The organism is Erythrobacter sp. K21-9 (assembly GCF_055808355.1).
Genome location: NZ_CM147866.1, coordinates 2041313 through 2061337, shown reverse-complemented (window position 1 = coordinate 2061337; position 20025 = coordinate 2041313). Strand labels below are relative to the sequence as shown.

Sequence of the window (20025 nt, the reverse complement as noted above, 5' to 3'; positions counted from 1 at the left end):
GCAGGCTCGAAAGGGGGATTACGCTTCGAGAGCGGCTTTGCAGAAGGCCGCGATCTTGTCCACGTCCTTCACGCCCGGCGCGCTCTCTACACCAGACGATGTATCGACAAGGGTTGTTCCCGTCTCTCGGATCGCATCGGCCACATTGTCAGGCGTCAGGCCGCCCGCGAGGCCCCACGCGATGCGGTGGTCGAAGCCCTTGAGCACTTCCCAGCGGAACACCTCGCCATTGCCGCCGGGCAGAGCCGTAGCTGGCGCATCGAACAGCAATCGATCAACCGCACCTTCGTAGCGAGCGGATTTTGCGAGCGTTTCTGTATCCTTTACGCCCAGCGCCTTCCACGCTTCGACCCTGACCTGGTCGCGCACCAGCTTGATCCAGTCGGGCGTCTCGCTGCCGTGGAACTGGATGACGTCTGGTCTGACCTTTTCGAGGATCGTGGCGGTTGTCTGCACGTCGGCATTTACGGTCAGCACGACGGCTTTGACATGCGGGGGGATGGCCGCTCGCAAGCGGGCAGCTTCTTCAATGGAAACGTGCCGCGGGCTCGGCTCATAGTGGACGAGGCCCACATGCGTCGCTCCGGCCTCGACAGCCGCCGCAATGGTTTCGGGCGTGGACAGCCCGCAGATCTTGATCTGAATGGTCATGAATTAAAGCGTCGCTTCGATTGCGCGCGCCGCAGCCTCCGGATCGTCTGCGCGGCTGATTGGGCGGTCGATGACAAGCGCGCTCGCTCCGTCATCGCGGGCCTTGCGCGGGGTCACCACTCGCTTCTGGTCTGCCCCGAGAGAATTGGAGCCGTTCCCTCCGGGGCGCAGGCCGGGGACGACGAAAAAGCCGTCTTTCCACTGCTTGCGTACACTGCCCACTTCCTCTCCCGAGCACACGATCCCGTCGAGCCCGGCATTGTGCGCCAGATCGGCGAGGCGCATCACGTGGTCGTGCGGCGTGCCGCCGACGCCGGCCTGTGACAGGTCGCTTTCATCGAGGCTGGTGAGCATCGTCACCGCGACCACCTTGCAGCCCTCAGCCGCCGCAGCCTTCGCGTCCTCCATCATCGCGCGCCCGCCGCTTGCGTGGACGGTCACGATGGATGGTTCGTAGACGTGAACCGCCTGCATCGCGGCAGCGACGGTGTTGGGGATGTCGTGAAATTTGAGGTCGAGGAAGATCGGCAGTCCCATATGCGCGATCTCGTGCACCCCGTGCCCGCCATGCGCGCAGAAGAATTCAAGGCCGAGCTTCACGCCGCCAATATGAGCCTTTACCCTGTCGAGCAGCGCCTTGGCAGGCTCAATCTGCGGGAGGTCGAGCGCGAGATAGACCGGATTGCTCATTTTCCGCTGCTATCTCCGTCGGTTGGCGTCAATTTGTCCCCGGCGCTTACCGGCTTATCCGCAGAGTTTTCCGCAGCCTTTTCCACAGGCCTGGCCGTGGTCGCAGCGACTGGCGACGCCGAAGTCGGCTCGTGCCGTTTCGATAGCGCATTGGATTTGACCGAGTTCTCAAGGCTGCGGATGCGCCGGTTGAGGCTCCATTTTACGCTGCGGTGATACAACCACATCGGCACCAAGCCGAGCAGGAACGCAATAATGACCAGCGCCGGGATGCGTGTTTCAAGGACGAGGTTGTCCCACAGTGTCACCTCGACCGATTCCCAATTGAAAAAGGAAAAGGCCAGGATCGCGAACAGGATCAGGACCCAGACGATGGTGCGAACGATCTGCATGGGCAGCGCCCCCTTTATTTCCCGTACAAGACATGGCGAACCCTAAGGCATTTGCCGCGCAAGTCTAGCGACGGGCGGTTTGGTGAAGTTTATGTGAGACTTATCCGAACACCCGGTCGAAAATCGTATCGACGTGCTTGAAATGGTAGGCGAGGTCGAATTTCTCCTCGAGCTCGGCCTGCGACAACGCGGCGGTGACGTCGGTATCGGCCTTGAGCAGGTCGAGCAGAGACACCGCGCCGGAGGATTCCCACACCTTCATCGCGTTGCGCTGAACAAGCCGGTATGCGTCCTCGCGGCTCACTCCCGCCTGCGTAAGCGCGAGCAGCGCGCGCTGCGAATGAACGAGCCCGCCCATCGCATCGAGATTGGCCTGCATCCGCTCAGGATAGATCAGCAGTTTCTCGATTATTCCGGTTAGCCGCGCGAGCGAGAAATCGAGCGTGATCGTCGCATCGGGGCCAATGAAGCGCTCCACCGAGGAATGCGAGATATCGCGCTCATGCCACAGCGCCACGTTCTCGAGCGCCGGCAGGGCGTAGGCGCGGATCATGCGCGCCTGACCGGTGAGGTTTTCGGTGAGGATCGGGTTGCGCTTGTGCGGCATAGCGCTCGAACCCTTTTGCCCCGGCGAGAAATATTCCTCCGCCTCCAGCACTTCGGTGCGCTGGAGATGGCGGATCTCGACTGCGAGCCGCTCGATCGAACCGGCGATCACGGCCAGCGTTGCGAAGTACATCGCATGGCGGTCGCGCGGGATTACTTGCGTGCTGACCGGCTCTGGCGTCAGGCCAAGCTGCTCGGCGACATAGGCTTCAACGTCCGGGTCGATATTGGCAAACGTACCGACCGCGCCGGAAACCGCGCACGTCGCGATCTCTGCACGCGCGGCCACTAGGCGGTCGCGGCAGCGGGCAAACTCGGCATAGGCCTGCGCGAGTTTGAGGCCGAAGGTCACCGGCTCGGCATGGATACCGTGGCTACGCCCGATGGTGGGCGTGTATTTGTGCTCTTCTGCGCGTTTCTTGATCGCAGCCAGCAACGCGTCGAGGTCTTCGAGCAATATGTCCGAGGCGCGCGCCAGCTGAACCGACAGCGTCGTATCGAGCACGTCAGATGAGGTCATGCCCTGATGCATGAAGCGCGCCTCATCGCCTACTTGCTCGGCCACCCATGTCAGAAATGCGATGACGTCATGCTTGGTCACCGCCTCGATGGCGTCGATGGCCTCGACGTCGATCACCGGATCGGTCGCCCACCAATCCCACAGCGCCTTGCCCGCGCTTTCGGGCACGACACCCATCTCGCCAAGTTTCTGCGTCGCATGGGCCTCGATCTCGAACCAGATGCGAAACTTTGCTTCCGGCTCCCACAGGGCGGACATGGCGGGACGGGCATAACGCGGGACCATCGTGGAATTCCTCGACCGGAGTGATGAAAGAACGTGTGAAGGCGCGGCTATTGGCAGAGCGCGCGCTTGGCAAGGGCGTGCAAACAGGCTGTAACCAATTCCGGGGCCACGCGAACCTGTGTGCAGGAGGAAATTGATCATGGCAGGCACGGTTCAGGCAACTCCCGACCAGCCGCGAGAGCTGCTGCAGGAAGAGCGCCTGTCGCCCTTTGTCCGGGTAACCTTGCGGCGCTGGGCCAAGTGGTATTCGGGCGGGGCAGAGCTGTTCTGGCCGTTCACCGATATTGCCATACGGTTCTTTGTCGCCGTGTGGTTCCTGCGCTCCGGCCTCGTCAAGGCGAGCGACTGGGACACGGCGGTCTACCTCGCGGCGAACGAATACCCCGTCCCCTGGATGGCGCCCGTTGATGCGGCGGCAACCGGGCTGGCGATCGAGCTTGTCGGGCCGGTCCTGCTGCTCGCCGGTTTCTTCACGCGGCCCGCAGCACTTGCGATGGCCGCGCTGACGATCATCAGCCAGGCCGTCTACGTTCCCACGACGAGCAACCTGATGGTGGCGGCAATCCTCATTTGGTACGTGGTCCACGGCCCGGCGGCGTTCTCGCTCGACCGGGTGCTGGCATCCGGGCTGAAACAGAGCGCCATGCCGCTTGCCCGGCCGACCATAATCGCTGGCGAGTGGCTGCGCCATAACATTGCCCCCGTAGTCATGATGCTCACGCGAGTATGGCTCGCCACCGCGTTGTTTGCCTATGCCGAACTGTTCGAACCCTCGATAACGCTGGCGACCTGGCTTCCTACGAGCATCTTCACCGGGATGCCGGAATGGCTCGCGGTGGTTTTCGGAGTGCTGATCCTGGTTGGTTTCGCCGCGAGCATCGTGTCCTACGTCCTCGTGATCGTCATCGGTTTCACCATGATCGCTGGTGTGCATCCGAATGTGACCCTGTTCCCTTTCCTGCTGCTCGCTATCTACGAGGCGCGCGGCGCGGGGATTTTCTCACTCGACCGGATGATCGGCGTATGGATGGAGCACAACATCCTCTTCGACCGGGACTATTCCGAAATCCCCGATGACTGGCCGCACGTCGTTGTGGTGGGAGCGGGCTTTGGCGGTCTGGCGGCGGTCGAGCGCCTGAAGCGCCTGCCTGTCAGAATCACCCTCATCGACAAGCGCAATTACCATCTGTTCCAGCCGCTGCTCTATCAAATCGCCACCGCGACGCTGAACCCGGTACGACATCGCGACGCCGATCCGCAGCCTGTTCCGCGCCGACGGCAATGTCCGCGTCCTGAAAGGCAAGGTGAGCGCCATCGATGCCGCTGCGAAGACGATTACATACGGCGACGATCAGAGTTTGAAGTTCGACAAGCTGGTGCTCGCCACCGGCGCAACGCACAGTTATTTCGGCAAGGATGAATGGGGCGCGTTTGCTCCCGGTCTCAAGACCATCGAGGATGGCGTGGCAGTGCGCGGTACGATCCTCAACGCCTTTGAGCAGGCCGAAGCGTGCGACGATAGCGAGCGGATCGAGCGCCTGCTCACATTCGTGATCGTCGGAGCGGGACCAACCGGGGTCGAGCTTGCAGGTGCGATTGCCGAGCTTGCCCGCATCAATGTCGCGCGGGAATTCCGCACGGTCGATCCGGCCAGTGCGCGCGTGATCCTGGTCCAGTCCGGTCCGCGCATCCTCCCGGCTTTCCCCGATGAGCTTTCGGAAAAAGCGGCTGCTTCGCTGGAAAAGCTGGGCGTCGAAATCCGCACCGGCAACCGGGTCACGAAAATCGCAAGGGATCATGTCGAAATCGGCGATGAAGCGCGGATCGATACCGAAACCGTCCTGTGGGCGGCAGGCGTTGCAGCATCACCCGCTGCCAAGTGGCTTGGCGCGGAAAGCGATCGGTCGGGCCGGGTGCAGGTGAATGACTACCTTCGCGTCAAAACGGCGGACGGCGTGCTCGAGGATGTGTTTGCCATTGGCGACACGGCGGGCAGCAATGGTTGGGACGGCAAACCCGTGCCGGGCCTAGCCCCCGCGGCCAAGCAGGCCGGAGTCTATGTTTCACGCGTTGTAGAGGCGGAATTGCTGGACAATGAGTGCCCCGGACCATTCGCCTACAAGCACCAGGGCAGTCTCGCGACGATCGGGCGCAAATCGGCGGTTGCGGATTTCGGCTCGCTCAAGCTGTCGGGCAACAGCGCCTGGTGGCTGTGGGGGATTGTGCATGTCGGCTTCCTCACGGGGATGCGAAACCGGGTGACGGTGGTCGTGAACTGGATGTGGAATTTCTTCGCGCAGCACTCGGGTGTACGGCTGATCACCGAAAAGCAGGTGTAGGTTAGATGAGGCCCTTGGCGCGAAGGCTGACATGACCCTCGCGCCCGACGATGACGTGATCGTGGACAGTCACGCCAAGCAGCCTTCCAGCCTCGGCGATCTTTTGCGTGATCTGGATGTCGGCCCGGCTCGGCTCGGGGCTGCCGCTGGGGTGATTGTGGACGAGGATGAGCGCGCTTGCGCCGACATCCATTGCCCGGCGGATCACTTCGCGCGGGTGGATCGCGGCCTCGTCGATCGAACCGTCGCCGACGTGGTGATCGTCGATGAGCCGGTTTTTCGCGTCGAGATAGAGCACCCGCGCGCGTTCGACTGTGAGGTGGGCCATATCGATGGCGAGGTAATCGATCAGCGCCTGCCAGCTTGACAGGACAGGTTTCTGCGCAACTTCGCTGCGGGCCATGCGCCGCGCCGCGATCGCGACGCTCTTGAGAGCCGCCGCGCTGGTCTCGCCCACGCCCTTGACCCGCTGGAGCGCCTTGGGATCGGCATTCAGGACCGCCGCGAGCGATCCGAAATGCTTCAGCAGCGCTTTGGCCACCGGCTTGGTATCGCCCTGGCGCATCCCGGCGAACAGCAGGTATTCCAGCACTTCGTAATCCGCGAGCGCCTCAGCACCGCCCTTGAGCATCCTTTCCCGCAAGCGCGCACGGTGACCGATCCCGGCCTGCTTGCCTGAATCAGATGCGTGCACCGTGTTTGAAGTGCTCTCGTGACCGAAGTCGAAACTCTCGTCAGCTTCTGGCAAGCTGCCCCCTCATAGACTGTCTGCTTCGAAATTCCCTTTGATCTTCATTGCCTTTGGCAGGCGATGCGCGCAAGTGGGGCGAACAATGGTCGCAGCCGATCTGCCTTCCGAAACCAGCGAGACCGCCCTTGGCACAAAGCGAGGCCTGTGGCCCAGCCGTTGGCGCTGGCGGATCAGCCTCATCCTGCTGATTATCCTCGCAATCGGTTTCTTCGCAGCCTGGCTCGCGCGCGAACGCATCGCCGGCAACGTGATCGACGATCTGTTGTCGGGATACGATGTCGATGCGACCTACGATATTGTCTCGATCGACCCACAGCGGCAGGTAATCGCCAACCTCGTCATCGGCGATCCTGACCAGCCCGATTTCACCGCCGATCGGGTCACCATCAATCTCGATTACGGTTTTCGCACCCCCACAGTCGAAGGCGTGGAACTGGCGAGCCCGCGACTGTACGGTACGTTTATCGACGGAGAATTGAGCTTCGGAGAGCTCGATCCGCTGATCTTTGGTGAAAGCGAAGAGGCGGCGGGGTTGCCGGAAATGGACCTCGGGATCGTCGATGGCCGCGCGCTGATCGAGAGCGATCTGGGAGCGGTCGCGATAAAGCTGGAAGGCAGCGGACCACTGCAAAGCGGTTTTGCCGGCACGCTAGCGGCGACCGCGCCCGGATTTGGCAATGAGGATTGCTCGGCGCAGATGGCTACCGTCTTTGGTGAAGTCGCTACTCAAGGTGGAAATATCACGTTCGCAGGGCCTGCACGGATGCGCGGTCTGGTCTGCGAGGGCGTGAGCCTTGCTTCGGCGGATGTCGGCGCCGATTTTTCGATATCGGGCGACTTTTCGGCCATTGACGGGACGGCGAACCTCTCCGCAGCGGATGCTGACTATGATGGCAACACGCTCGTACCGCCTTACGGGGGAAGCCGGACTTCGATGGGATGGAGACGGGCTCAATGTTCGTCACGACCTTGCCGCCAGCCGGATCGGCTCGGTCTATGGGAGGCTCTCGCAACTTCGCCTGGACGGATCGCTCCGCAGCGACGCGGACTTTGCGCGCAGCGAATGGGACGCCGACATAGCGGGCGAGGACCTTGAATTGGCGCCCGGCACGACGCAGGCATTGGATAGCGCACGATCCGCCGCCGAAGGCGCGCTTGTCGCCCCGTTGCTCGCCAAGTTCGAACGCAATTTTTCGCGCGCTGCGGCGGGAGGCGGGTTTGCAGCCGATGTAACCGTGCGGAGCGGCGAATCCGGCATGACCGTCGCCGTGCCAGAGGCGCGCCTGCGCAGCGGCGCGGGCGCCACGATCATGGCGCTCTCCCGCCTCAACTGGACGAATAGCGGGCAAGCGACCCAGCTTACCGGCAACTTCGTCACTGGCGGATCGGGCCTCCCGCAGATCAATGGCCGGATGGAGCGCACCCGGGGCGGCGCTCTCGCGCTGCGCATGACGATGGCCGAATATACCGCCGGGCAGGACCGCATCGCGATCCCGCGATTTCAGCTGCGTCAGGAATCGGGGGGATTGGTTCGGTTCAGCGGCGTGGCCACTGCGGGCGGAGCCATTCCCGGCGGCACGGTGAGGGGTCTGCAAGTGCCGCTTGCCGGAACGTGGAGCGCATCCGGCGGCCTCAGCATGGGCCGCCGTTGCAGCGAGGTCCGCTTCAATTCACTCGAATTCTACGATCTCTCGCTGCGCGGTCAGTCGCTGGCGCTGTGCCCGCGCTCGGGCGCGTTGGTGCGCTACGATGACGCGCTGCAGATCGATGCGGTCACACGCGGGATCGAGCTGAGCGGGAAGCTTGGCGATTCGCCGACGCGATTGAGAGCCGCCAGCGCTGCGTTCACTTATCCTGGCGGTTTCGATTTAGCCGGTGTGCAAGCCACGATCGGCGAAGAAGGCAGCGCGGTCCGCCTCACGGCGCAGGACGTCACCGGAGAGCTTGGCGGCGAGCTTGGCGGAGCGTTCGCCGGGGCCACCGCGATGCTCGATCCCGTGCCGCTCGATCTATCGGAGCTGAGCGGGCGCTGGGCATACCGCGATGGCACTCTGGTCATCGACGACGGCTCCTTTGTGCTGACAGAGCGAATTGAAGGGGAAGCCCGGTTCGAGCCGCTGATCGCGCGCGGAGCGACAATGATATTGACCGGCGAAGATATCGCGGCACAGGCGGACTTGCTGAACCCTGGCACAGAGCGACTCGTGACGCGCGTGGACGTCGTTCACGATCTTGGCAGCGGTACCGGTCAGGCAGGGATCGACGTGCCCAGCGTCGTCTTCGACGTGCAGTTGCAGCCAGAGGACCTTACCCAGCTTGCCAAGGGCGTTGTGGCCAATGCCGATGGCGTCGTCACGGGGGAGGGCACGATTCGCTGGAACGGAGACGATGTCACCAGTACCGGCGATTTCTCCACCAATGATCTCGATATTGCAGCCGCATTCGGGCCGCTGGACGGGATCAGCGGCACAGTGGAATTCACCGATCTGCTCGGTCTCACAACCGCACCGGATCAGGTGCTCAAGATCGGTTCGATCAATCCAGGCGTCGAGGTGCTTGCTGGCGAGGTTCGCTATTCGATGACGGACGGAGAGATGATCGCGGTGAACGATGCGCGCTGGCCGTTCATGGGCGGGACGCTGATCCTGCGGCCCATCACGATCAATTACGGCGCTCCGGGCGGGCAAAGCTATGTGTTTGAGATGATTGCTCTCGACGCGGCGAGCTTCATTGCGCAGATGGAACTCTCCAATCTCGATGCCGAGGGGACGTTCGACGGGACAGTCCCGATCACCTTCGACGACGAAGGCAATGGCGTCATAGCGGGCGGCCTGCTCATTTCTCGCCCGCCGGGCGGCAACGTAGCCTACGTGGGTGAGCTGACCTACGAAGACCTTGGTGCGATGGGCAATTACGCGTTTCAGTCGCTGCGCTCGCTCGATTTCCGCCAGATGGCGATCACCCTCGATGGCAACGTGGCCGGAGAAATTATTACGAAATTCCAGATCGACGGGGTGCGGCAGGGCGAGGGCGCGAGCCAAAACTTCGTGACAAAGCGGCTGGCCAAGCTCCCGATCCGCTTCAACATCAATGTCCGGTCGGAGAATTTCTCGCAGCTTGCCCTGATTGCGCGGGGCTGGTCCGATCCCACGGCATTCGCCGAAGGGGTGGAGGAGCGTATCTTGGGACAGGGCGCTCTGGATATAATCGAGCGCCGCACGGCACCGGTCCCGCAAGATCCCGGTCCAGAAACCGATATCCCGACCGCTCCGGAAGCCCGGCGCGGCGATGAACTGCCCGTTCAACCTGCAGAAAGCGACAATACGCCATGACAGAAGCGAAATTGACCGGAATCCGTGGTGCTGCCAGAAACGATTGCCATGAGCGCGCGAGGCTGGGGGTACACGGAATGATGGTCAGGACCGGACTATTGGTGGTCTCAGCGGCCCTGCTGGGCGGGTGCATCAACGTGACTGCACCCGACGAGCCGATCGTGATCGAGCTCAACATCAATATCCGGGCAGAGGTGCTTTACCGGCTCGCCGAAGATGCGGCCGAGACGATTGACGAAAATGCGGACATCTTTTGATCCGCGAACATGACCACGCAAGGGGTTGAATTGTAATGACTAAGACGCGCAATCTCATTCTGGCGGCAGCCGCAAGTGCCGCTGCCCTGACCGCTTTCGCTATGCCTGCCCAGGCCCAGCGCGACCCGGCCTATGCCGCCGCGCGCGCCAATGGCACTGTCGGCGAACAGGCCGATGGCTATCTCGGGATTGTCGGCGAAGCGACGCCGCAGCTGCGCGACCTCGTGAACGACATCAATATCAAGCGGCGCGCGGTCTATGCGCGAAAGGCCCAGGAAACGAAGTCGACGCTTGAGGAGTTCGCCTTCTCAGCCGGTTGCCAGGCGATCACCCGCACCGCACCGGGCGAGAAATACCAGGCGCCCGATGGCAGCTGGCAGACCCGCACCAGCGCAGCACCAATGCGCGATCCGCGCTGTCCGTAAGGGCACTCGCGCGGCATCGGGCGAGGGCAGGCCCTCCGGTCCATTTTCGCAAGGCTTAATGCGTCAAATACAATCGCCCCACGGTTGACTTGGGTATGCCCCCTTCTAAGGGAGCGTCGCCCTTGGCGGGCACTTCTATGCGTGTGCCTCGCAACCCCTAATTGGAAGCAGGCATGAGCGAAGAAAAGCCCGCACGAGAATCCATCGCAGAGGATGCGCGGATCGATGCGCTCGAAGGGCGGCTGAAAGCCGCGCGCGAGCGCGAAGATGAACGCAACCGGTACGAAGGTCAAAGGGGCTGATGCGAATTATCGCAGCGGCAACCGGGTACTGGCGGATCTGCTTGGCGGAATCTTCGGAGGCTTGGTCATCGGCTGGGCGTTTGATGCGCTTGTCGGAACCTTGCCATGGGGTCTGTTGGTCGGCCTGTTCGTAGGGATAGGCGTGGCCTTCAGGAACATTATTCGAGCGGCGAATGCGCGTCCTGACGATCCGGAATAGGATCGCGACAAAGGGCGCGTTTCGCATAATGTATTAGGGACCGACAGATAGTGGCAGCCGAACAGGGCAAAGTCGATCCGATGAAACAGTTCCAGATCGAGCCGATGTTCGGCTCGGCCAATTGGGAACTGGCGGGTTTCAACATCGCGTTCACCAATTCCGCGCTGTGGATGGCCATCACGGTCATCCTGCTGTGGGCGTTCGTCGCCGGCGGCATGAAGCGTGAGCTGGTGCCGGGACGCTGGCAGATGGCGGTGGAAAGCTTCACCGGCTTCATCGACGACATGCTGGAAGCCAATGTGGGCAAGGAAGGGCGCAAATATGTGTCCTATATCTTCAGCCTGTTTATGTTCATCCTGTTCGCCAACCTGCTGGGCCTGCTCCCTATCGGCGTACTGGGCCTTCACCCGTTCACCTTTACCAGCCATTTCACCGTGACCGGCGTTCTTGCCGTCATCAGCTTTTCGATCGTGCTTGTAGTCGGGTTCTGGAAGCACGGGATCAAATTCTTCACGCTGTTCGTGCCGCACGGCACGCCCGTACCGATGATCCTGCCGATCGCATTGATCGAGTTCTTTTCGTTCATGATCCGCCCGTTCAGCCTCGCGCTGCGTCTTTTCGTTGCCATGATGGCCGGACATGTCCTGCTGAAAGTGCTTTCGAGCTTCGTTATCGATGGTCTGAATGCGGGCGTCGGAACCAGCCTGATTGTTGCCATTCCAAGCTTTGCTCTGATGATTGCAATCAGCGCGCTGGAAATCCTCGTCGCAGGCATCCAGGCATATGTCTTTGCATTGCTCACGTCGCTCTACATCAACGACGCCGAGCACCTTCACTGAATTTCACACCATTCCAATCCAACAGTTTTGATTTCCTAAGGAGTTAGTAAAATGGAAGCAGAAGCAGCCAAGCTCGTCGGCGCAGGCCTCGCAGCAATCGGTGCCGGTATGGCAGCCATCGGCGTGGGCAACGTCTTTGGTTCGTTCCTTGAAAGCGCACTGCGCAATCCGGGAGCGGCAGACGGCCAGCAGGGCCGCCTGTTCATCGGCTTCGCCGCAGCCGAACTTCTCGGCCTGCTGGCGTTCGTCGTCGCGATGATCCTGATCTTCGTCGCCTAAGCGAATTTGATTTTACGGGCTGGCCGGGCACAATGCGCTCTGCCAGCCCGTCGATCCTTACCCTGACCGCAATTCCGGACCCGGCTCATGCCTCAGATAGCCCAATTACTCGATACCTGGTCCAGCCAGATTTTCTGGCTGCTGGTGTTCTTCGGCATCACCTTCTTCCTGATTGGACGCGGGATGGTGCCAAAGGTCATGGGTACGGTCGAACTGCGCGACAAACAGATCGCCGATGATCTCGCTGCAGCTCAAGGTGCGCGTGATGCGGCTGATGAGCAGGAGGAGGCATGGCGGGTGCGTGAGAACGAAAACCGCGCCGCAGCCCAGGCCAAGATCGCTGAGGCGAAAGCCGAAGCGGCGGCCAAGACCGAAGCCAAGTTGGCGAAGTCGCAGGAAAGCCTTGACGCAAAGCTGGCCGAGGCAGAGGCAGAAATCGAAACCGCGCGCACCAATGCCATGGCTGAAATCGAGGACGTTGCTGCCGAAGCCACGCAGGACATCGTCTCCCGGCTCGCTGGCGGCAAGGTCGACAAACGCACCGCTCGTTCCGCGGTCAAGAAGGCGCTGACAAATGCCTGAAGTGCTCACCATTCTCGCTGCAACCGAAGAAGGTTACGCCGCACCGTCAGCATTCGGTGTGCAGGATTACCAGTGGGTCTCGCTGGCGATGCTCGTGCTTATCGGGGTGTTCCTCTGGAAGAAGGTTCCGGGCCTGATCACCGGCGGTCTCGACAAGAAAATCGCCGAGATCAAACAGCAGCTTGACGAGGCCAAGAGCCTGCGCGCCGAAGCGGAAACGCTTCGCGATGAATACGCGGCCAAGATCGCCACCGCCGAAGAAGACGCGGAAAAGATGATGGAAGGCGCGCAGCGCGAAGCCGACGCCATCCTCGAGAAAGCCGAAGCCGACAGCGAAGCGATGGTCGCGCGCCGTCAGCGCATGGCCGAAGACAAAATCGCAGCAGCCGAGCGTGAAGCGATCGCAGGCGTGAAGGCCAAGGCTGTCGAAGCTGCTGCCAGCGCCTCACGCAAGCTGATTGCAGAGCGCCACACCAGCGAAGCGGACGCGCAGCTGGCGGACGAGGTCATCTCCTCGCTCTAAGCTTTTACGAGTTTCTCAGTCGGAGAGGGGAAGGGCGGTCCTGCCTGCGTAGAGCGGGGGCCGCCTTTCTTACGTTCAGCCGCTTGCCGATCAGGACCCCGGCTCGAACACCACTTTGCCGACAAGCTCACGGTTCGCCATAGCCTCGAACCCTTCGCGCCAGCGGCTCAGAGGCAGCACGCGGTCGATAGCGGGGGTGATCTGGCCTTCCTCGGCGAGCCGGGCAATCTCGGCATTGATGGCGGCGCCACGCTCGGGAAAACGCCGCGCATATTCTCCGGCGCGCAGGCCAACGACCGAAAAGCCCTTTATCAGCGGGATGTTCGTCGCAATTTCGGCGATGCGTCCGCTTGTGAAGCCGACCACTACCAGCTTTCCGCCAAAAGCCACGCAGCGGGTGGATTCGTCAAAGATATCGCCCCCGACCGGATCAAACACGATATCAGCCAATCGTCCGCCTGTAATCTCGCTGACCTGCTTGCGAAAACGGCCCTCTGAAAGAATGACGGCATCAGGTTCATAAAGCGCCTTGATCCGGTTGCGCTTCGCCTCGATTCCAGTGGCAGCGATGACCTTGGCGCCCTTCGCCTTGGCGAGGTCGACAGCGGCGAGCCCGACGCCGCCGCTTGCGCCGTGCACGAGCACCCATTGATCGGCTTGCAGGCCGCATAATTCGACAAGCCCTGTGTAGGCGGTCGAATAGGCAGCGCCCATCGCTGCGGCGGATGCGAAGCCCACGCCTTGCGGAATACGCGACAAACTGCGGGCGGCGATGCTCGCAAGCTCGGCGAAGGCGCCAGTTTTGTTGCCGCCCATGACCCTGTCGCCCGGAGCAAGACCGCTCTCGGGATCGGCCTCGATCACTTCGCCGGCGAGCTCCAGCCCGCAGGTGAAAGGAGGTTCGGGTTTAAACTGGTATTCGCCGCGCGTCATCAGCAGGTCAGGATAGTTGAGTGAAGCGGCGCGGACACGGACCAGCACATCGCCGGGCCCGCACGTAGGGCTTGGTGCATCGACCAGTGAAACCCCGCTGAGGTCGGCGCTCAGCTTTTCAACCCGTAACGCCTGCATAGAGCTCAGAAGTTGTCCTTGGCTTCGCGCAGGGCGGCGAAGGTCTCGTGCGGTTCGCTCCCGCCCCACCTTTCCATCATCGCAGGGTCGTCTGCGCGCAGAAACGGGTTGGTCTCGAGCTCGCGCTTCAGGACAGTCGGCACGGTTGGCTCACCGCGCGCGCGTTTTTCATCGATCTCGGCAACATATTTCCGGAGCGCTGCATTGTCCGGATCGGCATGCAGCGCGAATTTTGCATTTGCCTGCGTGTATTCATGCGCGCAATAGAGGGTCGTGGCAGTCGACATGCGCTTGATCCGCTCGAGACTGGTCCAGAACTGCTTGGGCTCGCCTTCGAACATCCTCCCGCAACCGAGTGCGAACACGGCATCGCCCACGAACGCTACGCCTTCCTCGACGATGTGATAGGCGATGTGGCCGTTGGTGTGGCCCGAGACGTCGATAATGTCGGCGCGGTGTTCGCCGAGGTTCACGCTGTCACCATGCTTGACCACCCGGTCGACGGGCGAGAGTTTCTCGACCTCCTTCGGGGCAAGCGCGCGCGCTCCGGTTGCCTCGACAATAGCCTTGTTGCCACCGGCATGATCGGGGTGCCAGTGGGTGTTCCAGATATGCGTGATGGTCCAGCCCTTATCCGCTGCCTGCTTGAGATACTCCTTTGCATCGGGCGTATCGATGGCGGCGGTTTCATCGGTCACCGAATTATGGACGAGGAAACCGTAATTGTCGGACAGGCAGGGAAACTGGTGGATCTGGATCGTCATGGAATGCCTCTTAGGCTCTTTGTCGGCGCTATGTTGCTGCGCAGTCTACGCTCCTGAGATGCAATAGAAAAGGCCCGCCACTCCGAGGGGAGGGCGGGCCTTCTTATTTGTCCTACCGCTTCTTTAAGCGACGAAGCGGTCGGTCATTCGGTCGCTGATGCGATCAATCGTCGCCCTTCTTGAGCGCTTCGCCAAGGATGTCGCCGAGCGATGCGCCGCTGTCGGACGAACCGAACTGCTGCACTGCTTCTTTCTCTTCGGCGATCTGACGCGCCTTGATCGAGAAGTTCGGCTTCTTCGAGCGGTCGAACCCGGTGACCATCGCGTCGACCTTGCTGCCGACCTGGAAACGGTCGGGACGCTGTTCGTCGCGGTCGCGGTCGAGGTCGCTGCGCTTGATGAAGCCGGTTGCGCCGTCGTCGCCAACCTGCACTTCGAGACCGCCATCGCGGACTTCGAGGACAGTGACGGTGACGGTCTGGCCCTTGCGCAGTGCGCTGGCATCGGCACCTTCTGCACTTGGAGCGCCCTTTTCGAGCTGCTTCATGCCGAGGCTGATGCGTTCCTTCTCGACATCGACGTCGAGAACGACGGCCTTGACCTGCTCACCCTTGCGGTGGAGCGCCAATGCGTCTTCGCCCGAGATGCCCCATGCGATATCCGACATGTGGACCATGCCATCGACATCGCCGTCGAGGCCGACGAACAGACCGAATTCGGTGGCGTTCTTGACTTCGCCTTCGACTTCGGCGCCCACCGGATACTTCTCCGCGAACTCGTCCCAGGGGTTGCCCTGAGCCTGTTTGAGGCCAAGCGAAATGCGGCGCTTTTCGCTGTCGACTTCGAGGACCATGACTTCGACTTCCTGGGAGGTCGAGACGATCTTGCCAGGGTGGACATTCTTCTTGGTCCAGCTCATTTCGCTGACGTGGACGAGGCCTTCGATGCCCGGCTCCAGTTCGACGAATGCACCGTATTCGGTGATATTGGTCACGGTTCCGGTCAGCTTGGCACCCATTGGATACTTCGCTGCGACACCGTCCCACGGATCGCTTTCGAGCTGCTTCATGCCAAGGCTGATGCGCTGCGTATCGGCATTGATGCGCACGATCTGGACCGTGACGGTCTGGCCAATTTCGATGATCTCGCTTGGGTGGTTGACGCGCTTGTAGCTCATGTCGGTGACGTGCAGCAGGCCGTCGATACCGCCGAGGTCCACGAACGCACCGTAATCGGTGATGTTCTTGACCACACCGTCGATGACCTGACCTTCGGCCAGCTTGTCGATCAGCTCGCTGCGCTGTTCGGCGCGCGTTTCTTCGAGGACAGCACGGCGCGAGACCACGATGTTACCGCGGCGGCGGTCCATTTTGAGGATCTGGAACGGCTGCGGCATGTCCATCAGCGGGGTGACATCGCGCACGGGGCGGATATCCACCTGGCTGCCGGGGAGGAAGGCTACTGCGCCGTCGAGGTCGACGGTGAAGCCACCCTTGACCCGGTAGAAGATACGGCCTTCGACGCGCTTGCCTTCGCCGAATTCGTTTTCAAGTTTGTCCCATGCGGCTTCGCGGCGGGCGCGGTCGCGGCTGAGCATTGCTTCGCCATCGGCGTTTTCGACGCGGTCGACATAGACCTCGACTTCGCTGCCGACTTCGAGACCGTGCTCGTCTTCGCCGCGGGCAAATTCCTTGAGGTTCACGCGGCCTTCGGATTTGAGGCCGACGTCGATCACGGCCATGCCGGCTTCGATCGAGGTTACGGTGCCTTTGACAACGCGGCCTTCAAAGCCTTCGTTGCCGGCGCCGCCGAGTTGTTCGTTGAGAAGCGCTTCGAAATCGTCGCGCGTTGGGTTGGGCGAGGTCGCCATATAGGAAAAATTCCTGTTTACTGTTTGCTACCGGCCACCGGTTTTCCGGGGTCTTAAACTGCCTCCCACGCACCATTGCGAGGGCTAGCAGGGCAAGAGGCCGACGTCTCTGCGAGGCCGGATGCCGCCGCAAAGGCTCTCTCAACCGAAAAAGATTGCGAGAACGGACGCGCGCCTAGTGCAACAACCCGGCAAAAGCAAGGGAAATGCCCCGTGACAGGCGAGCCGATAAGCATTTCCTAACCACGGCACGGTATTGGCAGGCATCGGTTTCGGAACGAGGGTTCAGCATATGATTAGCAAGCGGCTCACCACATCCATCGCCCTCGCGCTGCCAGCCATTGCGCTCGCAGGGTGTTCAGGCGGTGCTGACGAAAACACTTACGCAATTTCCGTCGCGGATGCGAAAGCGCGCATCAGCAGCGCGCAATCCGAATGGAAGTCCGGCTCGCAGACCCGGACAATGCGTTCGGCTGGCGCTGCGGAAGAAGGCATTCGTGTTCGGCTGTCCCACGCAGGAACATTCGCTTCGTCTTGCCGGGTCCTGTTCGAAGCGATCGACGAAAACGCTACCCGCATCACTCCCGAATGCGGCGAAGACGGGTCGGCACTCGCCGAGAGTGCTGCTGGAATGGTCGAGCTCGAGATCGCGGCGCATGTTCGCCAGATACTGACCGGTGAGCCAATTGACGGGACGCAACTTGGAAAGCAAATGAGTGTCGCGACGCTGAAAAACCTGCCCAAAATGCAGAGTGATGGCTTTGCCGTCGATGAGGATTTCGTTGAGCGCCGGGCTGATATGGCCACCCAGCGGGTCACGAATGAGCAGGATGGCTGGGGCGACGATGCAGCCTCCGACCCGGATGCCAGCGGTTGGGGCGGCGAATAGAATTCAGCCCGACCGGAGAGCTTCTTCGACAGCCTCGAGCACAGCATCGAATGCCTGCTGCCGGTTAAATTCCGTCGTGTCGATGATCAGCGCGTCCGGCGCTGCCTTCAGCGGCGCGTCGGTACGATTGATATCGCGGGCATCGCGCCGCGCGATGTCGGCTTCCACATCGGCAAGCTGGGCTTCGATGCCGCGATCCGTCATTTCGAGCCATCGCCGCCGCGCGCGCTCCTGCGCGCTGGCGGTAATGAACAGCTTCACGTCGGCATCTGGCGCGATGACCGTGCCGATATCGCGTCCGTCAAGCAGCGAACCGCCGGGCTGCATAGCAAACGCGCGTTGCCGCTCGAACAGCGCCTGGCGAACCGCGGGATGCACCGAGACCCGGCTCGCCAATCCGCCGACTTCCTCGGAGCGAAGGATGTCATCTCCGAGCAACTCATCATCGAAATCGCGCGCGGCAAGGGCGTCGGCTTCGATCTCTGGATCGCCGCCATTGAGCCAAACTTGCTGGCCGACCGCGCGGTAAAGCAGCCCGGTATCGAGATGCGGCACTCCGAAATGCTCAGCGAGTTTCTTGGCAATTGTGCCTTTTCCCGAAGCGGTCGGGCCATCGACAGCGATAATCATGAGAATATGTCCTGAGCTTTTTCAGGGGAAAGCGGGCGGCGTTCCTTTGAACGCCAGCGGAAATGCAGAACGAGCAGGCCGAGCAATGCGGCGACCAGGTTTATGCCGACCAGTACCCAGTCCATCGCGCCATCGTTCCAGAACAACGCCGATCCAATGGCGAAGCCGAACAGGATCAATGCGGCAAAGATGCGGCGTCGTATCATGTCGGCGCTTTGTCATGGGTCTTGTCGAGGGCCTTGCGCGCGCGGAAGGCTTTCACCAGCCCGAATATCGCGATCGCGGCCCAGAACCCTTCGAGCACAAGGCTTGGCCAGTTCGTATGGACCATCAGCGAGACCGTAAGCAGCGCGGCTCCGGTCAGGTTTGTTCCATGGAGGACATACGGGTTCGGCTTCTCGACATACGTGAGATAGGCATAGGCGCCGATGATGCAGGCAGTGCCGAAAAATCCGACAATGCTGGCCCAGTCGAGAGGTGTCGTCATCCTGCTGCTCCGGCCAGCAGATCCATGAACGTAGGGAAACTGGTCGCGATAGGCGCGGTATCGTCAATGCGAACCCCGTCTCGGCTCACAAGGCCCGCAACGGCCATGCTCATCGCTATGCGGTGGTCGAGCTTGGTTTCAGCGCTTGCGGCTTCTGGTGTGCCGCGCAGGGGCTCGCCGCCGGTACCGTGGATGGTGAGACCGTCCTCATTCTCCTCGACCCGCGCGCCTGCCAGCGTCAGCGCCTTGGCCATCGCCGCGATCCGGTCGCTCTCCTTGACGCGGAGCTCTTCGAGGCCGGTGGTCCGCGTCGTTCCTTCTGCCAGAGCAGCGGCAACGAAGAGGACCGGAAACTCGTCGATCATGCTGGGCGCGAGAGCCGGGTTAATATCGGCTCCGGAAAGCGCCGAGTGACGCACCCGCAGGTCCGCGACCGGCTCACCGCCCACCTCGCGGGCGTTCAGCTCCTCGATCGAGCCGCCCATCTGGCGCAAAGCCCGGACGATTCCAGCCCGAGTTTCGTTCATGCCGACATTCTTGATCGTGATGTCGCTGCCGGGCACGATCAAAGCGGCGACCATGAAGAACGCCGCCGAAGAAGGATCGCCCGGAACTACGACGTGCTGCGGCCTCAGGTCCGCCTCTCCGTGGATCGAGATCAGTCGCTCGCCGTCCTGCTCGCCGATGTCCAGCTGCGCGCCGAAGCCTGCCAGCATCCGCTCGGTATGATCGCGGGTCGCGACCGGCTCAATGACGCTGGTGATACCCGGTGTGTTCAGGCCCGCCAGCAATACTGCGCTTTTTACCTGTGCGCTCGCGACGGGAAGGCGATACCTGATCGGAACCGCATGTTGTGCGCCGCGGAGCATCAAGGGGAGGGTGCCGCCGGTCGATGCCTCGAAACTCGCGCCCATCTGGCTTAGCGGTTCGATCACGCGGTTCATCGGTCGGCCTGAGAGGCTCGCATCGCCGACAAACGTCGCGCTGAAACCGTGGCTCGCTAGCAAGCCCATCAGCAGGCGCGTGGATGTCCCGGAATTGCCCATGTCGAGCGCTTGCCTGGGCTCAAGCAGGCTGCCGACGCCTGCGCCGTGGACGTGCCAGATGCCATCGTTGCCGCGCTCGATCTCGGCACCCAATTGCCGCATCGCCGCCGCTGTCGCCAGTACGTCCTCGCCCTCCAGCAGGCCTTCTATGGTGCTTTCGCCAACCGCGAGCGAGGAGAACATCAGAGCGCGGTGGCTGATCGATTTGTCACCCGGAACGCGCAATGCCCCGGTCAGCGGATTGGAAGGATGGAATGTATGGGCTGGCAATTGCGAAGGTCCGTGATTAGGTCGGC

Annotated in this window: 22 protein-coding genes and 2 pseudogenes; 12 read left to right on the top strand and 12 right to left on the bottom strand. The window is 61.9% G+C overall.

Going from position 1 to position 20025, the window contains the following annotated elements; all coding sequences use genetic code 11:
* Positions 1-18 precede the first annotated feature (18 nt).
* From AC0L39_RS10470 to purB, 4 genes are all read right to left on the bottom strand, one after another.
* Positions 19-651, bottom strand: a complete 633-nt coding sequence (locus AC0L39_RS10470; protein WP_473257704.1) for a phosphoribosylanthranilate isomerase — start codon at positions 649-651, stop codon at positions 19-21.
* A gap of 3 nt (positions 652-654) precedes the next feature.
* Positions 655-1341 (bottom strand): orotidine-5'-phosphate decarboxylase, encoded by a 687-nt coding sequence (gene pyrF / locus AC0L39_RS10465; protein WP_473257702.1) that lies wholly within the window; start codon positions 1339-1341, stop codon positions 655-657.
* Positions 1338-1733, bottom strand: a complete 396-nt coding sequence (locus AC0L39_RS10460) for a hypothetical protein (protein WP_473257701.1) — start codon at positions 1731-1733, stop codon at positions 1338-1340. The genes pyrF and AC0L39_RS10460 overlap by 4 nt, the downstream gene beginning before the upstream one ends.
* Positions 1734-1833: 100 nt before the next feature.
* Positions 1834-3144 (bottom strand): adenylosuccinate lyase, encoded by a 1311-nt coding sequence (purB, locus tag AC0L39_RS10455; protein WP_473257700.1) that lies wholly within the window; start codon positions 3142-3144, stop codon positions 1834-1836.
* A gap of 139 nt (positions 3145-3283) precedes the next feature.
* Between purB and AC0L39_RS10450 the strand changes: the two genes are divergently transcribed.
* On the top strand, positions 3284-4564 hold the full coding sequence (locus AC0L39_RS10450) for a DoxX family membrane protein (protein WP_473257698.1): 1281 nt from the start codon (positions 3284-3286) through the stop codon (positions 4562-4564).
* The gene (locus AC0L39_RS10445; RefSeq protein WP_473257696.1) at positions 4449-5483 is read left to right on the top strand and encodes an NAD(P)/FAD-dependent oxidoreductase; all 1035 of its coding nucleotides are present in this window, start codon (positions 4449-4451) and stop codon (positions 5481-5483) included. Before AC0L39_RS10450 ends, AC0L39_RS10445 begins: the two co-directional genes overlap by 116 nt.
* 1 nt (position 5484) lies before the next feature.
* Here AC0L39_RS10445 and radC read toward each other — a convergent pair whose 3' ends face one another.
* Positions 5485-6177 carry a RadC family protein gene (radC, locus tag AC0L39_RS10440; protein WP_473257694.1) on the bottom strand — a complete coding sequence of 231 codons (693 nt, stop codon included), beginning with the start codon at positions 6175-6177 and terminating at the stop codon, positions 5485-5487.
* A gap of 139 nt (positions 6178-6316) precedes the next feature.
* Between radC and AC0L39_RS10435 the strand changes: the two are divergent.
* The 9 genes and pseudogenes from AC0L39_RS10435 to AC0L39_RS10395 all read left to right on the top strand — a co-directional run.
* Positions 6317-7042 (top strand): annotated as a pseudogene (locus tag AC0L39_RS10435) (intermembrane phospholipid transport protein YdbH family protein); the annotation flags it as partial.
* A gap of 79 nt (positions 7043-7121) precedes the next feature.
* Entirely contained in the window at positions 7122-9566 is a 2445-nt protein-coding gene (locus AC0L39_RS10430) for an intermembrane phospholipid transport protein YdbH family protein (protein WP_473257691.1), read from the top strand.
* A 77-nt stretch (positions 9567-9643) separates the two neighbouring features.
* The gene (locus AC0L39_RS10425; RefSeq protein WP_473257688.1) at positions 9644-9823 is read left to right on the top strand and encodes a YnbE family lipoprotein; all 180 of its coding nucleotides are present in this window, start codon (positions 9644-9646) and stop codon (positions 9821-9823) included.
* A 35-nt stretch (positions 9824-9858) separates the two neighbouring features.
* Positions 9859-10248, top strand: a complete 390-nt coding sequence (locus tag AC0L39_RS10420; RefSeq protein WP_473257686.1) for a YdbL family probable chaperone protein — start codon at positions 9859-9861, stop codon at positions 10246-10248.
* Between the two features lie 173 nt (positions 10249-10421).
* Positions 10422-10749 (top strand): annotated as a pseudogene (locus tag AC0L39_RS10415) (AtpZ/AtpI family protein).
* Positions 10750-10829: 80 nt separating this feature from the next.
* Positions 10830-11588 carry a F0F1 ATP synthase subunit A gene (locus tag AC0L39_RS10410; RefSeq protein WP_473262348.1) on the top strand — a complete coding sequence of 253 codons (759 nt, stop codon included), beginning with the start codon at positions 10830-10832 and terminating at the stop codon, positions 11586-11588.
* Positions 11589-11639: 51 nt separating this feature from the next.
* On the top strand, positions 11640-11867 hold the full coding sequence (locus AC0L39_RS10405; protein ID WP_027442220.1) for a F0F1 ATP synthase subunit C: 228 nt from the start codon (positions 11640-11642) through the stop codon (positions 11865-11867).
* Between the two features lie 87 nt (positions 11868-11954).
* Positions 11955-12449: a F0F1 ATP synthase subunit B family protein gene (locus tag AC0L39_RS10400; RefSeq protein ID WP_473257684.1), complete on the top strand. Its 495-nt coding sequence runs from the start codon at positions 11955-11957 to the stop codon at positions 12447-12449.
* Positions 12442-12972 (top strand): F0F1 ATP synthase subunit B family protein, encoded by a 531-nt coding sequence (locus AC0L39_RS10395; protein WP_473257682.1) that lies wholly within the window; start codon positions 12442-12444, stop codon positions 12970-12972. The genes AC0L39_RS10400 and AC0L39_RS10395 overlap by 8 nt, the downstream gene beginning before the upstream one ends.
* A 90-nt stretch (positions 12973-13062) precedes the next feature.
* Here the strand turns inward: AC0L39_RS10395 and AC0L39_RS10390 are convergent, their stop codons facing one another.
* The 3 genes from AC0L39_RS10390 to rpsA all read right to left on the bottom strand — a co-directional run bounded on the left by AC0L39_RS10390 (position 13063) and on the right by rpsA (position 16677).
* Positions 13063-14043 (bottom strand): NADPH:quinone oxidoreductase family protein, encoded by a 981-nt coding sequence (locus AC0L39_RS10390; protein ID WP_473257680.1) that lies wholly within the window; start codon positions 14041-14043, stop codon positions 13063-13065.
* Between the two features lie 5 nt (positions 14044-14048).
* A complete protein-coding gene (gene gloB, locus AC0L39_RS10385) occupies positions 14049-14807 on the bottom strand; it encodes a hydroxyacylglutathione hydrolase (protein ID WP_473257678.1) in 759 nt (252 codons plus the stop codon).
* Between the two features lie 163 nt (positions 14808-14970).
* A complete protein-coding gene (gene rpsA, locus AC0L39_RS10380) occupies positions 14971-16677 on the bottom strand; it encodes a 30S ribosomal protein S1 (protein ID WP_473257676.1) in 1707 nt (568 codons plus the stop codon).
* Positions 16678-16969: 292 nt separating this feature from the next.
* On the opposite strand from rpsA, the gene AC0L39_RS10375 reads away from it, so the two are divergent.
* Entirely contained in the window at positions 16970-17566 is a 597-nt protein-coding gene (locus AC0L39_RS10375) for a hypothetical protein (protein WP_473257674.1), read from the top strand.
* A gap of 3 nt (positions 17567-17569) precedes the next feature.
* Here the strand turns inward: AC0L39_RS10375 and cmk are convergent, their stop codons facing one another.
* Genes cmk through aroA form a run of 4 tightly spaced genes read right to left on the bottom strand, consistent with a single transcriptional unit; the run spans position 17570 to position 19999 of the window.
* A complete protein-coding gene (cmk, locus tag AC0L39_RS10370; protein ID WP_473257673.1) occupies positions 17570-18196 on the bottom strand; it encodes a (d)CMP kinase in 627 nt (208 codons plus the stop codon).
* Positions 18193-18402, bottom strand: a complete 210-nt coding sequence (locus tag AC0L39_RS10365; RefSeq protein WP_473257672.1) for a hypothetical protein — start codon at positions 18400-18402, stop codon at positions 18193-18195. The genes cmk and AC0L39_RS10365 overlap by 4 nt, the downstream gene beginning before the upstream one ends.
* On the bottom strand, positions 18399-18683 hold the full coding sequence (locus AC0L39_RS10360) for a CBU_0592 family membrane protein (protein WP_473257670.1): 285 nt from the start codon (positions 18681-18683) through the stop codon (positions 18399-18401). The genes AC0L39_RS10365 and AC0L39_RS10360 overlap by 4 nt, the downstream gene beginning before the upstream one ends.
* Entirely contained in the window at positions 18680-19999 is a 1320-nt protein-coding gene (gene aroA / locus AC0L39_RS10355) for a 3-phosphoshikimate 1-carboxyvinyltransferase (RefSeq protein ID WP_473257669.1), read from the bottom strand. The genes AC0L39_RS10360 and aroA overlap by 4 nt, the downstream gene beginning before the upstream one ends.
* Positions 20000-20025: the final 26 nt, after the last annotated feature.